Raw genomic sequence first — 15,385 nt, forward strand, 5'->3', positions numbered from 1 at the left:
GGCGGCGCTCAGGCCGGATCGCGTTCGGACCAGACCGCCAGTTCGTTGCCACCGGGCTCGACGAACTGGAAGCGGCTGCCACCGGGGAAAGAAAACACCGGCCGTACGATCTCACCGCCAGCGTCGCGCACCGCCGCCTCGATGGGCGCCAGCTGGTCGGCATACAGCACCAGCAGCGGCGCGCCGCTGTCACCGGCCCGTTGCGGCTGGCCGCGGAAGAAGCCGCCCTGCAGGCGGCCATCGTCGAAGGCGGTGTAGTCGCTGCCATAGTCGACGAACGACCATCCGAACACCTTTTCGAAGAAGGCGCGGCTGTCGGCCGGGTCACTGGAGGCGAATTCAACGTAGTCGATACGGCGCTCGCGGCTCATGGCACGGTCCTTGTCGGCGGGTTCGGTCACGGCAGGCGGGCCAGCAGTTCGCGAGCCTGGGCCTGGCAGTGCAGGTCGCCGCCCTCGGCCACTTCCAGCAGCAACGTCCGTGCGGTCTGCGCATCGCCCAGGTCGAGGTAGGCGATGGCCAGTTCCAGGCGTTCCTGCCCGGCGCGCGGCGCCCAGCCGGCATCGCTGGCCGGCGCGGCAGCACCGTCTTCATGCGCGGCCGCGGCCAGCGCGTCGTGCGGCGCCGCGCTCGAATCCCCGCCGTCATGATGCTCGGCCGGCAGGTCGAACACGCCGCGGAACTGCGGCTGCTGTTCGGCGTGCAGCGCGTAGTCCGGCACTGCGATCTCGTCAGGGACCGCCTGCGCGGGCGGCTCATCCTGCACGGGGATGTCCTGCATGGCCACCGGCTCGTCCCAGCGCGGCAGGTCGGTCACGGCCCCGGGCAGCTCCACTACTTCGTCATCGCGCAGCGTCTGCGCCTGCCAGTCAGTCTGGGCGGCGACGTCGGCGACCGCTTCGGCAGCCACGTCATCCTGCACCTCGGCTTCGGTCGCCCAGGCAGGCATCGCCGGTTCCTGGCGGCCACTGTCGGACACCGCCGTCGACCACGAAGACTGCTCGGCCAGCGTATCCAGCGCCGCGCCGGCCGGTACCGCAGCGGCCAGGCCGGCGGCGTCGCCTTCCTCGCGCAGCGGCGGCAGTGGCGACGGCTTGCGACGACGCAGCAGCCAGGCCGCGCCGGCCGCCAGCAACAGCACCGGCAGACCCAGCCAGTACCACGGCGTTGCCGCATCGCGGGCATCCGGTGCCTGCGCCAGGCGCTGCTGCGCCGCGGCCAGGTCGTTGTCCTTCATCGCGATCAGCGACTGCTGCTGTTCCTTGAGTTTTTCCAGGTCGGCCACCCGCTGCTTCAGCTCGCCGATCTCGGCATCGCGGGTCGCGATGTCCTCGCGTGCCTGGCGCAGTTGTTCGTTGCCCAGCATGTCACCCTCGCTGCCGGCTGCAGTGCCGGTGGTTGTGCCCGCGTGCGCGGCGTCGGAGGCCAGCGCCGGAGCGATTTCAAGTCGTGCCCCAGTGGCCGCAGCCGGGGAAGAAGCGTTCGTGGTTCCCGCCGTGGCGACCGGGGCGACAGTACCCGCCGGTTGCGGCACGGTGCGCGCCTGACGCCACTGTGCGGCATGCTCGCGCACCAGCGCGGCGGCCTCGGCGGCATCGACCGCCGCCAGTGCATCGCTGCCGGGCATGCGCAGCACGGCGCCCTGCTTGAGCAGGTTGACGTTGCCACGGATGAAGGCCTCCGGGTTGGCCCGCAGCAGCGCAATCATTGCGCGGTCGCGGCTGACCTGGTTGCCGCGGGCCACCACGCTGGCGATCTGCGACAAGGTCTGCCCACGCTGGACGGTAACGCTGCCATCGGCTGCCGGTGCGGCAGCGGGTGCAGCCACTGCACGCGGGCGAGCCGGTGCGGGTGCCGGCGTGGTGGCGGTGGACGGCGCAGGCGCGCTCACGCTCTCCGCGGCGGCGGGCGCCGGGGCGGCCTCACGGGCGATGGTGTTGGAGAGCGTACCTGCGGGTGCAACGATTTCCGGCTCGGCCACGGCCAGTGCGCTGGACGGTGCATCGACCAGCGCCGAGTACTCGCGCACCAGGCGGCCCTGGCCCCAGTCCGCCTCGATCAGGAAGCTCAGCGACGGGGTCTCGACCGGCGTCTGCGAGGTCACACGCACCACTGCCCTGCCCTGCGCATTGCGGGTCAGTTCGAACTGCAGTTCGCCCACCAGCCCGGTCGGCCGCTGCAGGCCGACGCGCTCGAAGGTGACCGGTGAGGCCAACGCGACACGCAGGTTCTCCAGCTCGGACGGATCGGCCGAGACCACCGGGATTTCGGCCAGCAGGGGCTGGCCCGGCTTGGACAGGACACGGATGTCGCCCAAGCCCAGGGCAAGCGCCGAACTGCTGGCCAGGGCCAGCAGCGCGGTGGAAAGATAGAGGAGGGGGCGCTTTGCGCCCCTGGCCCGTTTATTCATGGCGACACTATAAAGCGTGCGGACCGCGGTCCGCACCCACCGATGGGGACCTTTGGTAGTGCCGGCCGCTGGCCGGCAGACACGCACGTGCCATCACGGCAATGCCGGCCAGCGGCCGGCACTACCGGTGAGGCAACCGCTGTGATCAGCGCTGCTCGGCGGCGACCAGCTCGGCCAGCTGCACGGCATTCAGGGCGGCGCCCTTGCGCACGTTGTCCGATACGATCCACAGGTTCAGGCCGCGCGGGTGCGACAGGTCCTCACGGATGCGGCCGACGTACACCGCGTCGGTGCCCGAGGCGTGGGTGACCGGGGTCGGGTAGCCACCGGCCTCGTGACGGTCCACCACTTCGATGCCCGGCGACTGCTCCAGCAGCGCACGTGCTTCGGCCACGGTGACCTTGTCGCGGGTTTCGATCGCCACCGACTCGGAATGGCCGTAGAACACCGGCACGCGCACTGCGGTCGGGTTCACCAGGATGCTGTCGTCGCCGAGGATCTTGCGGGTCTCCCAGATCAGCTTCATTTCTTCCTTGGTGAAGCCGTTGTCCTGGAAATCGTCGATGTGCGGGATCAGGTTGAAGGCGATCTGCACCGGGAAGCGCTGCGGATCGATCTCCTGGAAGCTCAGCAGCTGGCCGGTCTGCTTGCCCAGCTCCTCGGTGGCCGAACGACCACCGCCGGACACCGACTGGTAGGTGGAGACGTTGATGCGCTCGATGCCGTACTTGCGGTGCAGCGGCGCCAGCGCCACCAGCATCTGCATGGTCGAGCAGTTCGGATTGGCGATGATGCCGCGCGGACGGTTGGCGACCTGTTCCGGGTTGACTTCGGACACCACCAGCGGCACGTCATCGTCGTAACGGAAGGCCGAGGAGTTGTCGATCACCACCGCACCTGCGGCGGCGAACTTCGGTGCGTATTCCTTGGACACGCTGCCACCGGCCGAGAACAGCGCGATCTCGACACCGGCCGGATCGAAGGTGGCCAGGTCCTGGACCGTGACCTTCTGGCCGTTGAACTCGATCTCGCCACCGGCCGAACGCTCGGAGGCCAGGACGCTCAGGGTACCGACCGGGAAATCACGCTCGGCCAGGATCGACAACATGGTCTCGCCGACGGCGCCGGTGGCACCGACGACGGCGACGTGGAAACTGCGCTGTGCATTGCTCATGGGGGAACTCTCACGAAAACGGGAATGGGGAAAAACACGCACGACAGCTGGGTTCGGGGAACCTCCTCAAGCGGGGCGCGCGGAGGTTCCCTATCGTTTCCCGGTTTTTTTGCCCAGCGTCACGCGCGCGGCCATCGCCGCGTCAGCGTTGATCGCGCTCGGCATCCGCGACGGGCCGCCGTCCAGGCCGAGCCCGGCAAGCAGATTATCCACGGCCAGCTGTACCATCGCCGTGCGCGTGGCCAGCGAGGCGCTGCCGATATGCGGAGTGAGCACGACGTTGCGCAGCGCCAGCAGTTCCGGGCGTACCGTTGGCTCGCCTTCGTACACATCCAGACCCGCCGCAGCCAGGCGACCGTTGGCCAGCGCATCGGCCAGCGCGATCTCATCGACCAGGCCACCGCGGGCGATATTCACCAGCGTCGCCGACGGCTTCATCTTCGCCAGTGCGGCGGCATCGATCAGATGATGCGAGGCCGGCGTGTAGGGCAGCACCAGCAGCAGGTGGTCGGACTGTGCCAGCAGCGTATCCAGGTCCACATAGGTCGCGCCCACTTCCGCCTCGGTCGCCGCCGGCAGCTGCGACCGGTTGTGGTACAGCACCTTCATGCCGAAACCGTGCGCGCCGCGACGGGCGATGCCCTGGCCGATGCGGCCCATGCCAAGGATGCCCAGCGTGCTGCCGTGGATATCGGCACCGAGCATGGTCTGGAACGACCACTGCTGCCACTGCCCTTCGCGCAGCCAGCGCTCGGACTCGGTGATGCGGCGCGCGGTGGCCATCAGCAGGGCGAAACCGAGATCGGCGGTGGTTTCGGTCAGGACGTCCGGTGTGTTGCTGGCCAGGATGCCGGCCGCGCTGAGCGCGTCGACGTCCAGGTTGTTGTAGCCCACCCCGACATTGGCGATCACCCGCAGCTGCGCGGCGCCGGCCACCTGGGCCGCGCCGATGCGCTCGTTGAGCGTGATGATCGCGCCGTCGGCGCTGGCCAGTTGTCCGGCGATCTGGTCCGGGGCCCAGGCGGTGACGGTGTCGGTGCTGCGCAGCTGCACGCGATCGCGCAGCGGCGCGATGGCCGCGTCGATCAGCGGCTGGCTCACCCACACGGTCGGCCGCGTGTCAGCCATCGATCTGCCCGGGAATGCGCGGGGTGATCGTGCCCACATCGCCGCACTGCGCGCGGTGACGCAGCGCCTGGTCCATCAGCACCATCGCTACCATCGCCTCGGCGATCGGGGTGGCGCGGATGCCGACGCAGGGGTCGTGGCGGCCGGTGGTGACCACCTCGACCACGTTGCCGGACGTATCCAGCGACGGGCCCGGCAGGCGCAGGCTGGAGGTCGGCTTCAACGCGATCGAGGCGACCACCGGCTGGCCGGTGGAAATGCCACCGAGGATGCCACCCGCATGATTGCTGGCGAAGCCCTGCGGGGTCAGCAGGTCGCGGTGTTCGGTGCCCTTCTGCGCGGCGCTGGCGAAACCGTCGCCGATCTCCACGCCCTTCACCGCGTTGATGCTCATCAGCGCGGCAGCCAGTTCACCGTCGAGTTTGCCGTAGATCGGCTCACCCCAGCCCGGCGGCACATTGTCGGCGACCACGTCCACGCGCGCACCGACCGAATCTCCGGACTTGCGCAGCGCGTCCATGTACGCCTCCAGTTCGGGCACCTGTGCAGCATGCGGCCAGAAGAACGGGTTGTCTTCCACCGCCGACCAGTCGAAACCGGCCGGGGTGATGTCGCCCAGCTGCGACAGGTAGCCACGCACGGTGACGCCGAAGCGCTCGGCCAGCCACTTCTTGGCGACCACGCCAGCGGCCACGCGCATGGTGGTCTCGCGTGCCGAGGAACGGCCGCCACCGCGCGGGTCGCGGATGCCGTACTTGTGCCAGTAGCTGTAGTCGGCATGGCCCGGCCGGAACTGCTGGCCGATGTTGGCGTAATCCTTGCTGCGCTGGTCGGTGTTGCGGATCAGCAGCGCGATCGGGGTGCCGGTGGTCAGGCCCTCGTACACGCCGGACAGGATCTCGACCTCGTCGGCCTCGCGCCGCGCCGAAGTATGCCGGCTCTTGCCAGTGGCGCGGCGCTGCAGGTCGTGGGCGAATTCGGCCGCGTCCAGCGCCAGCCCCGGCGGGCAGCCATCGATCACGCAGCCGATGGCCGGCCCGTGCGACTCGCCGAACGTGGTGACGGTGAACAGCTTGCCGAACGAATTGGAGCTCACGGGCGCTGCGCCGCCAGTTCGGTGATGCGTGCGCTGTGGGCGATCAGCTCGCGGCATTCAACCGCGAAGATACCCATCTGGCCGACCTTGAATTCGATCCAGGCGAAATCGACTTCCGGCAGCAGCTTGACCAGATGCTGCTCGGATTCGCCCACTTCACAGATCAGCAGGCCGTCCTCGCTCAGGTGCAGCGGGGCATCGCGCAGGATCTTCAGCACCAGGTCCAGGCCGTCGTCGCCGGCACGCAGGCCCATCTCCGGCTCGTAGGAGTATTCCTGCGGCAGGGCATCGGTCTCGTCGTTGGTGACGTATGGCGGATTGGTGACGATCAGGTCGTAGTGGCGGCCGGACAGGCCGTTGAACAGGTCCGACTTGATCAGGGTGACGTTGTGCGCCTGCAGGCGCTCCTTGTTTTCTTCGGCCAGCGACAGTGCATCGTCGCTCAGGTCGACGCCGTCCACCTGCCAGTTCGGGTAGTAGTGGCCCATGGCGATGGCGATGCAGCCCGAACCGGTGCACAGATCCAGTGCACGGTACACGTCGCGGCCGGCCAGCCACGGCTCGAAGCCGCATTCGATCAGTTCGGCGATCGGCGAGCGCGGTACCAGGGCGCGCTTGTCGCTCTTGAAGCTCAATCCTGCAAACCAGGCCTCACCGGTCAGGTAGGCGGCCGGGATGCGTTCATCGATGCGGCGCTGGAACAGCTCCAGCACGCGCAGCTTTTCGGCCTGCAGCAGGCGCGCCTGGCCGTAGGCCGGGCCGAGGTCGTGCGGCAGGTGCAGGCTGTGCAGCACCAGCTGGGTGGCCTCGTCCAGCGCGTTGTCGTAGCTGTGCCCGAAGGTCAGCCCGGCTTCGTTGAAACGGCTGGTGCCGTAGCGGATCAGATCGATGATCGTGTGGAGTTCGGCGGCCGTTTCAGCGGTCATGGCGGTACTGCGGGCAAAGTGGCCCCCGATTATAGGGGCTGGCGCCCGTGGCGGCATCCGTTGCGGCGGAAACGATTCGGGCCACAGCCGGTATGATGGGGCCCACTTCGCGCGGGAGCCCCCATGTTCAATCGCAACGCCGGCATCATCCTGCTGATCGCCCTGGCGGCGGGTCTCGGCCTGCTGGCCGCCCAGCAGGTGTTCGCGCCGAAGCCGCCGGCCAATGCCCCGGCCACCGAAGCGATCACGCTGTACCCGCAGCCGCGCGAACTGCCTGACTTCAACCTGGCCCAGTCCGACGGCACCCGCCTGATCCCGGGCGAACTGAAGGGCCACTGGACCCTGGTGTTCCTGGGCTTCACCTTCTGCCCGGACGTCTGCCCGACCACGCTGGCCGCGCTGGCCGGCGCGCAGAACCAGTGGGAAGCCCTGCCCGACAGCCTGCGCCCACGCGTGCTGTTCATCTCGGTCGACCCCGACCGCGACAGCGCCACCCGCCTGGGCGAGTACGTGCACGGCTTCCACAAGGACACCCTGGCCGCCACCGCTGACGTTCCCTCGCTGGAGCGCTTCGCCACCTCGTTGGGCTTCGTGTTCCAGAAGGTGCCGGGCAAGCATTTCGACGAGAACCCCGAGGATTACACCGTCGAGCATTCGGCCAGCCTGGCCGTGCTCGACCCGCAGGGCCGCCTCGCCGGCCTGGTACGCCCCCCGTTCAACGCGCCGGCGATCGCCCGCGACCTGCAGAAGCTGACCGAGAAAACCGCCCCATGAGCCTCACCACCGCCCTGACGTATGCCCTGCCCCACCGCCTGCTGTCCTCGATGGCGCGTTCGCTGGCGTACTCGGACGATCCGCGCGTGTCGCGCTGGCTGATCGACACGGTCACCCGCAAGTTCAACGTCAACCTGGACGAAGCGGCCAACCCGGACCCGCGCAGCTATGCGACCTTCAACCAGTTCTTCACCCGTGCGCTGAAGCCGGGCGCACGCGTGGCCGATGCCGATCCGCGCAGCTTGGTGATGCCGGCCGACGGCCGCATCAGCCAGCTCGGCAGGATCGAGGCCGGCCGCATTTTCCAGGCCAAGGGCCAGTCGTTCACCGCCGCCGAACTGCTGGGCGGCGCCGAGGATGCCAAGCCGTACAACGACGGCCTGTACGCCACCGTGTACCTGTCCCCGCGCGACTACCACCGCGTACACATGCCCTGGACCGGCACCCTGCGTGAAACCGTGCACGTGCCAGGGCGCCTGTTCAGTGTCGGCCCGGCGGCCGTCAACGGCGTACCGCGCCTGTTCGCACGCAACGAACGCCTGGTCTGCCATTTCGATACCAGCTTCGGCCCGATGGTCAGCGTGATGGTCGGTGCACTGCTGGTGTCCGGCGTGGAAACCGTGTGGAGCGGCGAGGAGATTCCGCACTACGGCGACCGCATCACCCGCAAGGACTACCGCGGCCAGGGCATCAGGCTGGAGCGTTTCGCCGAGATGGCACGCTTCAACTACGGCTCGACCGTGATCGTGCTGCTGCCGCCGGGCGTGGCCGAATTCGCCCCGCAGCTGGGCGCCGAAAGCCCGGTACAGCTGGGCCAGGCCCTGGCGAAGCTGCGCTGATAAAAAGGGGACGGAGGGGATTAAGTCGTTTATGCATAAACGACTTAATCCCCTCCGTCCCCTTTTCCACAACGGGATGCCGGCCAGCGGCCGGCACTACCGGTACGCGCGTTACTGCAGGGCCGGGGCCGGGCCGACGTCCATGCCGTCGTAGTCTTCCACGCCCTTCTCCGCGGCCAGCGCTGCGAATTCCTGGTTGCGACGGTCCAGCGAGGCTTCGTCGTGGATCTCCACGCGCTCCACATGCAGCACGTGGAACGGCGCGTCACCCTCTTCCGGATCTTGTTCGAACAATTCCACGAAGGTGTAGCCCTGCGCCTGCAGGTGCTCTGCCAGTGCCTGCAACGGCTCAGCAGTGGAGTGCACGAAGAAGTACCCCCACAGCAGCGGGCCGTTGATGTCCCAGTCGGTGTTTTCGCGGAGGTTGGCGAACAGGTTGCGGGTGTCTTCGAGATCCATGCGGGTTCCAGGGGTCGGGGGAATTACTTGTCGCAGCCCTGCAGCTTCAGCGTCTGGCCGTGGCGCAGGCTGTAGGCCGGGGCCTTCAGGCCGTTGGCGCGGGCCAGGGTCGGCACGTCGCACTGGAACTTCGCCGCGATGGCGCCCAGGGTCTCGCCCTTGCCCACCTTGTGGCTGCGCACCGGCTTCGGGCGCGCGGCCGGCGCCGGGCGAGGCGTCGCCACCGCCGCCACCGTGGTCGGCACACTGGTGGAGGCCGCAGCGTCGGCCACCGGCACCACGCCGCCCACGGCGACGCTGCCGGTGTAGCTGGCCGCGGTCGGGCGCTTGATCGCCGCGTTCAGATCGGCGGTGATCAGGGTGCGGGCCAGGTCGGCACGCGGGCCACTGACGCAGTTGCGCTGGTACAGCCCGGCGATGCGGGTGGTGGCGTTGATCAGGGTGCCGGCCGGAATCCAGCCATCGGCTTCATAGCGCGGGTTGAGGTTGCGCAGCGCGCGCATGTAGCCATCACGGGTGCCGTGGCTGCCCAGGCAGATGGTCAGTTCATAGATGGTGGTGGACTTGGCCAGGCGCAGCGTGGCCGGCTGCGCGCTGATCTTCGGGAACTCCACGCCATACTGCTGCGGGTGCAGGAAGATCCAGGCCGCGGCAATCACCATCGGCACATAGTCCTTGGTCTCGCCCGGGAACTGGTTGTAGACACTGTCGGTCCAGAAGCTCTGGCCGGCGCTCTGCTTGAACACGCGTGCGGCACGGCCTTCGCCACCGTTGTAGGCGGCCACCGACATTTCCACGTTGTTGTTCAGTTCGCGCAGGCGTTCGTTGAGGTAGCTGGCGCTGGCCTCGGCGGCGCTGCGCGCATCGAAGCGCGTGTCGAAGCCGGTGCCATCCGGGCCGAGGCCGAAGCGACGGCCAGTGGCCGGCATGAACTGCATCAGGCCGGCGGCGCCGGCACGCGAGGAGGCGTGCACGCGGCCGTTGGATTCCTTGGCCATGATGCCGAACAGCAGCGCCTCGGGCAGGCCACGCTTCTCCCACTCCGGCCACATCACCGCGCGCAGGTTCTGGTAGTTCTCGTAGCTGGTCAGCAGCGCAGGACGCATGTCGGTCAGCCAGCGACGGATGCCGGCCTGCACCGCCGGGTTGTACTCGACCATGCTGTCGAAGGCGTGCCGCTTGTCGTTCAGCAGCGCGGCAGCGCGCGCGGCCTCGGGCACATCCGCGGTCAGCGGGCCGATGTGATCCGGGTCGGCTTCCAGGCGGTCACCCCCCTCGTCGGCCACGTCATCGCTGGCAGCCGCATCGGCGTCGTGCTTGAGCAGGCGCTTGTAGCTGGCCAGCAGGGTGCCCATCTGGCAGCCCTTCTGCTTCACGCAGTCGTTGAGGACATCTTCCATGTCCTCCAGCGCGGCGTCGGCCTCGTTGCTGCCCTTGGGGTCGGCATTGGCGACCAGCAGCAGGGCGTCGCTGTAGCGCTTTTCGGCGACGGTCATGCGCTGCTGCAGCGCATCCACCTTCACCTTGTCCCGGGCCGAAACCCGCTGCGCATGGGCGTCGGGCGCCAGGGAAACCAGGCCGGCCAGGGCCAGCAGCGGCCAACCGCGGGAAATCAGGACAGGAACGGGCATTGATGGCACTGTGTGCGAAACAGGCAGGCAGAGTAGCGGCGCCGCCAAGGTCCGGGCAAGCCGACCTTCGGACCGTCACTGCCGGCGGTTAACATTGGGCTATTCATCACAAGGGCTGGACCATGGATCCGATTCTGCTCGGCAAAGGCATTACCGACGATATTGCCGTCACCCTGCTGCCGAAACTCGGCAACCGCCACGGCCTGGTGGCCGGCGCCACCGGTACCGGCAAGACCGTGACCCTGATGACGCTGGCCGAGGGCTTCTCGCGACTGGGCGTGCCGGTGTTCCTGGCCGATGTGAAGGGCGATGTCTCCGGCCTGGCCGTGCCCGGCAGCGGCGCCGAGAACCTGCTCCAGCGTGCCGCCGAGATCGGCGTGGCCGACTATGCGCCGGCCGCCAGCCCCACCCTCTTCTGGGACCTGTACGGCAAGCTGGGCCACCCGGTGCGCACCACCGTCAGCGAAATGGGCCCGACCCTGCTGGCGCGCATCCTCGAGTTGAACGACACCCAGTCCGGCGTGCTCGACATCGTGTTCAAGCTGGCCGACGACCGCGGCCTGCTGCTGCTGGACATGGACGACCTGCGCGCCCTGCTCGGCCTCGTCGCCGAGGAGCGCAAGGACATCTCCACCGAGTACGGCCTGGTCAGCGCGCAGTCGATCGCCGCGATCCAGCGTTCGGTGCTGCGCCTGGCGCAGGACGGTGGCGAGCACTTCTTCGGCGAACCTGCGCTGGAGCTGGCCGACATCATGCGCGTCAACCACGACGGCCGCGGCATGATCGGCATCCTCGCCGCCGACCAGCTGGTACTCAAGCCCAAGCTGTACTCCACCTTCCTGCTGTGGCTGCTGTCGGAGCTGTTCGAGCAGCTGCCGGAAGTGGGCGACCTGGACAAGCCGAAGCTGGTCTTCATCTTCGACGAGGCACACCTGCTGTTCGACGATGCGCCGCCATCGCTGGTGCAGCGCATCGAGCAGGTGGTGCGCCTGATCCGCTCCAAGGGCGTGGGCGTGTATTTCTGCTCGCAGTTCCCCGACGACGTGCCAGGCAACATCCTCGGCCAGCTCGGCAACCGCGTGCAGCACGCACTGCGCGCGTTCACCCCGCGCGACCAGAAGGCGGTGAAGACCGCGGCCGAAACCTTCGTGCCGAACCCGAAGCTGGACGTGGCCAAGGTACTGAGCCAGCTCGGGACTGGTGAGGCCCTGGTCTCCACGCTGCAGGACAAGGGCATCCCGATGCCGGTGCAGCAGACCATGATCGCGCCGCCACGCTGCCGGATGGGGCCGATCACCGAAGCCGAGCGCGCCCAGGTGCGTGCCGGCAGCCCGGTCGGCAGTCGCTACGACACCGCGATCAACCGCGAATCGGCCGCCGAACTGCTGGCCCAGCGTGCACAGAAGACTGTCGAACAGGCGCAGGCGCCGGCCGCGCGCAGCCGCGAACAGGACGAAGCGCAGGAAGGCGGTTTCGGCCAGGCGATCAAGGATGCGATCTTCGGCACCAAGCGCCGCCAGGGCATGATCGAGACGATGGCCAAGCAGACCACGCGCACCGTCGGCACCAAGCTGGGCAACCAGATCGTGCGCGGCATCCTGGGTGGCATCTTCGGCGGAAAGCGTTGATCTGCCACGGCCGGGGTCAGAGCCCTTTCCGCTGGAAAGGGATCTGACCCCAGGGTCGGATCCCCCCGCCAGGGAGGGCTCCGACCCCACTCCCCGTTCGTCATCCAGAAAAGAAGTCGTATTGCATGTCGCGTTGGCGCCCCCCCGCAGAAAAAAGCACGGCACTGATCACCGCCTCCGGGCATGCCCGGCTGAAGGCCGAACTGGATGAGCTGTGGCGCGTGCGCCGCCCGGAGGTGGTGAAGGCACTGGCCGCGGCCGCCGCGGAAGGTGACCGCTCCGAGAACGCTGAATACACCTATCGCAAGAAGCAGCTGGGCGAGATCGACCGTCGCGTGCGCTACCTGACCAAGCGGCTGGAATCACTGCGCGTGGTCGACACCACGCCGACCGACCCGCTGGCGGTGTTCTTCGGCGCATGGGTGGAACTGGAGAATGTGGACAGTGGCGAGACCAGCCGCTATCGCATTGTCGGGCCGGATGAGACCGATGCCGGGCTGGGCTGGATCAGCATCGATTCGCCGTTGGCGCGGGCGCTGCTGAAGAAGCGACTGGATGATGAATTCTCGGTGGAGCTGCCCGGCGGGCAATTTACCTTTACGGTGATCGGGGTGGAGTACGCGCCGTTGTAGAGTCGAGTCATGCCCGACCTCGCTGCCGTTGTAGAGCCGAGCCCATGCTCGGCTGATGGGCAAACGCAGCCGAGCATGGACTCGGCTCTACAACGGCGGCGGATATGTGCGCCCTGCGCGCAACGGGCGGAAATACCCGGCATTGCGATAGAAGGCGGAATCCTGCACGCCGTGCCAGCCAGGAATACCGGCCAACGGCAGGGGCCGCAGCTGTAGCGGATCGGTCACTGCCCTGCCTTCGGCAATGGCCGCAGTCACCGCGTCAACGCAGGCAGCATCGGCATCACCCTGCACCACCACGCACTTGCCCACCAGCAATCGCCCCGGCAGCAGTGCCTGTTCCATCAACGCGTGCCCGAATACCGTGGCAATGGCGATGTCACCGCTCTGCCAGCGCGTTGGCTCGAACAACGCAGGCCAGTCATGCCCATCCCACGCGCGCAGCAACGTGACATCCCCCACACGCACGATCACGCCGGTTTCGTCGAACTGGGTCAAGGCGGCCTGCGCGCGGTTGCGCTGGCCGGGTGGCATGGCTTCGATATGCCGGCACTGCTGCACGTTGAGTGCCCGCTTGAGCTGCGGGTGGGAGGCCCACACCAGCGCGTTGAACAGGTCGTGCCAGTTGTCGGCACGGGTGGCGATGCGCCCCTGCGCGATGCGGGCCTCGTAGTGCAGGCCATCGGCCAGCAACGCGGCATCCTGTTCGACCAGCTGCCAACCCGGCAGGGACAGGCGTGCGTCAAGCGCCGCGATGGACGGCCAGTGGGGGCCATCCAGCAGATCACGGAAATCCTGCAGCCCGGCAAACAGCGGCTGCGCGAACACCTGCGGATCGATCGCCGCACGTGGCGGCGGTACGAAGCGCCGGACGCCGCCCCCGTCACTGGCGGCGGTCGTCGCTGCGGTCACAGCATCTTGAGGTCGAATGCCGGGCGGGGAGCGGCGGGCAGCGCGTCACCGTACAGGTCGTGCTCGTCGCTCTCGGTGATTTCCACGTCGACGAAGTCGCCCACGCGCAGCGGCACCTGGTCGGCGTTCTGGATGTGCACCAGTCCGTCGATCTCCGGCGCATCGGCCCTGGAACGGGCCACGGCGATATCGCCTTCGATGGCGTCGACCAGGCACTGCTGCACGGTGCCGATCTTGGCCTCCAGGCGTGCGGCGGAGATCTGCGCCTGCTTCTCCATGAAGCGGGCCAGACGCTCCTGCTTCACTTCCTCCGGCACAGCATCGGGCAGATCGTTGGCGGTGGCCCCCTCGACCGGCGAATAGGCGAACGCGCCCACGCGATCCAGCTGCGCTTCGTCGAGGAACGCCAGCAGTTCTTCGAACTCGGACTCGGTCTCGCCCGGGAAGCCGACGATGAAGGTCGAACGCACGGTGATGTCCGGCGCGATACGGCGCCAGTTCTGCACGCGCTCCAGGGTCTTCTCGACCGCACCGGGGCGCTTCATCAGGCGCAGGATGCGCGGACTCGCATGCTGGAAAGGGATGTCCAGGTACGGCAGGATGCGGTTCTCGGCCATCAGCGGCACCACTTCGTCCACGTGCGGATACGGGTAGACGTAGTGCATGCGCACCCACGCATCCAGCTCGGACAGGCCTTCGCACAGCGCCTTCAGGCGGGTCTGGTAGGCCTTGTTGCGCCACATCTTCTCGGCGTATTTCACGTCCACGCCGTAGGCCGAGGTGTCCTGCGACACCACCAGCAGTTCGCGCACGCCACCACGCACCAGGCGCTCGGCTTCGCGCAGCACCTCATCCACCGGGCGCGAGACCAGCTTGCCGCGCATCGACGGAATGATGCAGAAGCTGCACGTGTGGTTGCAGCCTTCGGAAATCTTCAGGTAGGCGTAATGGCGCGGGGTCAGCTTGATGCCGTAGTCGGGCACCAGATCCACGAACGGATCGTGCTTGGGCGGCAGTGCTTCATGCACCGCTTCCATCACGCTCTGGTAATCCTGCGGGCCGGACACCGCCAGCACGTTGGGGTACGCCTCGCGGATCTGCTCAGGGCGCTTGCCCAGGCAGCCGGTGACGATGACCTTGCCGTTCTGGTTCATCGCCTCGCCAATGGCATCCAGCGACTCGGTCACCGCCGAATCGATGAAGCCACAGGTGTTGACCACCACCACGTCGGCCGAATCGTAGGACGGGACGATGTCGTAGCCTTCCGAGCGGAGCTGGGTGAGGATGCGCTCGGAATCGACGAGGGCCTTCGGGCAGCCAAGGCTGACGAAGCCGACTTTGGGGTTCAGCTGGGACATGGAATCGCGGGACTCTGGGGGCCTGGGCCCCTGCCGGCATGGCAGGGGTACCTGGGGGCCGGGGCCTGAAAGGGCGCCAGTATACCGGGCTTCGGGCCAGCGCCCTGAATCGCCGCTGCCGCCTGCGGCGCCTAGCCCGTGAAGGGTCAGTACCCGGTCATATCCAGCACCACTGCAACCGCCCGGTCTCAGCCAGCGGCTGCTTCAATGGGCAGCGCTTCTTCCACCTCGATCGCCTCGAACCGGTACAGTGCCCCGAACTTCAAGGCATACGCATCCAGCGGCGATACCGGGATCACCATCTGCGGAAGAAGGTTCTCGCCCTCCGGCCGGAAATGCAGATTGACCACCCCCGACTGCTCCACTGCGCGGGTCAGCAGGACAAGACGTGCGTTGAACTTCATGTTGGATCTCCAAA

15 protein-coding genes are annotated in these 15,385 nt (G+C 67.8%); 4 read left to right on the forward strand and 11 right to left on the reverse strand.

Going from position 1 to position 15,385, the window contains the following annotated elements:
- Nucleotides 1-8: 8 nt before the first annotated feature.
- The 6 genes from AC5P8R_RS05050 to prmB form a co-directional block, all read right to left on the reverse strand.
- Nucleotides 9-371 (reverse strand): VOC family protein, encoded by a 363-nt coding sequence (locus AC5P8R_RS05050; RefSeq protein WP_069116918.1) that lies wholly within the window; start codon nucleotides 369-371, stop codon nucleotides 9-11.
- A gap of 26 nt (nucleotides 372-397) precedes the next feature.
- Nucleotides 398-2,410, reverse strand: coding sequence for a FimV/HubP family polar landmark protein (locus tag AC5P8R_RS05055; RefSeq protein ID WP_495223051.1), 2,013 nt, complete (start codon nucleotides 2,408-2,410; stop codon nucleotides 398-400).
- A gap of 145 nt (nucleotides 2,411-2,555) precedes the next feature.
- On the reverse strand, nucleotides 2,556-3,584 hold the full coding sequence (locus tag AC5P8R_RS05060) for an aspartate-semialdehyde dehydrogenase (protein ID WP_014647891.1): 1,029 nt from the start codon (nucleotides 3,582-3,584) through the stop codon (nucleotides 2,556-2,558).
- Nucleotides 3,585-3,674: 90 nt separating this feature from the next.
- Nucleotides 3,675-4,712, reverse strand: a complete 1,038-nt coding sequence (locus AC5P8R_RS05065; protein WP_041863663.1) for a 2-hydroxyacid dehydrogenase — start codon at nucleotides 4,710-4,712, stop codon at nucleotides 3,675-3,677.
- Nucleotides 4,705-5,808, reverse strand: a complete 1,104-nt coding sequence (aroC, locus tag AC5P8R_RS05070; protein ID WP_014647893.1) for a chorismate synthase — start codon at nucleotides 5,806-5,808, stop codon at nucleotides 4,705-4,707. Before aroC ends, AC5P8R_RS05065 begins: the two co-directional genes overlap by 8 nt.
- The gene (gene prmB / locus AC5P8R_RS05075) at nucleotides 5,805-6,734 is read right to left on the reverse strand and encodes a 50S ribosomal protein L3 N(5)-glutamine methyltransferase (protein ID WP_014647894.1); all 930 of its coding nucleotides are present in this window, start codon (nucleotides 6,732-6,734) and stop codon (nucleotides 5,805-5,807) included. Before prmB ends, aroC begins: the two co-directional genes overlap by 4 nt.
- A 123-nt stretch (nucleotides 6,735-6,857) precedes the next feature.
- Between prmB and AC5P8R_RS05080 the strand changes: the two genes are divergently transcribed.
- Nucleotides 6,858-7,508: an SCO family protein gene (locus tag AC5P8R_RS05080; RefSeq protein WP_014647895.1), complete on the forward strand. Its 651-nt coding sequence runs from the start codon at nucleotides 6,858-6,860 to the stop codon at nucleotides 7,506-7,508.
- On the forward strand, nucleotides 7,505-8,347 hold the full coding sequence (gene asd / locus AC5P8R_RS05085; protein ID WP_169411778.1) for an archaetidylserine decarboxylase: 843 nt from the start codon (nucleotides 7,505-7,507) through the stop codon (nucleotides 8,345-8,347). Before AC5P8R_RS05080 ends, asd begins: the two co-directional genes overlap by 4 nt.
- Nucleotides 8,348-8,458: 111 nt before the next feature.
- On the opposite strand, the gene AC5P8R_RS05090 is transcribed toward asd, so the two are convergent.
- Both AC5P8R_RS05090 and AC5P8R_RS05095 read right to left on the reverse strand, forming a co-directional pair.
- A complete protein-coding gene (locus tag AC5P8R_RS05090; RefSeq protein ID WP_046431838.1) occupies nucleotides 8,459-8,806 on the reverse strand; it encodes a ribonuclease E inhibitor RraB in 348 nt (115 codons plus the stop codon).
- 23 nt (nucleotides 8,807-8,829) lie between these two features.
- Entirely contained in the window at nucleotides 8,830-10,437 is a 1,608-nt protein-coding gene (locus AC5P8R_RS05095; protein ID WP_495223052.1) for a transglycosylase SLT domain-containing protein, read from the reverse strand.
- 122 nt (nucleotides 10,438-10,559) lie between these two features.
- Between AC5P8R_RS05095 and AC5P8R_RS05100 the strand changes: the two genes are divergently transcribed.
- Both AC5P8R_RS05100 and greB read left to right on the forward strand, forming a co-directional pair.
- Nucleotides 10,560-12,065 carry a helicase HerA-like domain-containing protein gene (locus AC5P8R_RS05100; RefSeq protein ID WP_046431840.1) on the forward strand — a complete coding sequence of 502 codons (1,506 nt, stop codon included), beginning with the start codon at nucleotides 10,560-10,562 and terminating at the stop codon, nucleotides 12,063-12,065.
- 125 nt (nucleotides 12,066-12,190) lie between these two features.
- Nucleotides 12,191-12,697 (forward strand): transcription elongation factor GreB, encoded by a 507-nt coding sequence (gene greB / locus AC5P8R_RS05105; protein WP_100450414.1) that lies wholly within the window; start codon nucleotides 12,191-12,193, stop codon nucleotides 12,695-12,697.
- 87 nt (nucleotides 12,698-12,784) lie between these two features.
- Here the strand turns inward: greB and AC5P8R_RS05110 are convergent, their stop codons facing one another.
- The 3 genes from AC5P8R_RS05110 to AC5P8R_RS05120 form a co-directional block, all read right to left on the reverse strand.
- On the reverse strand, nucleotides 12,785-13,609 hold the full coding sequence (locus AC5P8R_RS05110; protein ID WP_197621656.1) for a DUF3025 domain-containing protein: 825 nt from the start codon (nucleotides 13,607-13,609) through the stop codon (nucleotides 12,785-12,787).
- Nucleotides 13,606-14,967: a 30S ribosomal protein S12 methylthiotransferase RimO gene (rimO, locus tag AC5P8R_RS05115; protein ID WP_329890522.1), complete on the reverse strand. Its 1,362-nt coding sequence runs from the start codon at nucleotides 14,965-14,967 to the stop codon at nucleotides 13,606-13,608. The genes AC5P8R_RS05110 and rimO overlap by 4 nt, the downstream gene beginning before the upstream one ends.
- A gap of 188 nt (nucleotides 14,968-15,155) precedes the next feature.
- The gene (locus tag AC5P8R_RS05120) at nucleotides 15,156-15,371 is read right to left on the reverse strand and encodes a hypothetical protein (protein ID WP_041863666.1); all 216 of its coding nucleotides are present in this window, start codon (nucleotides 15,369-15,371) and stop codon (nucleotides 15,156-15,158) included.
- Nucleotides 15,372-15,385: the final 14 nt, after the last annotated feature.

The sequence above is a fragment of the Stenotrophomonas sp. YJH_SMC_73 genome, from assembly GCF_059370155.1.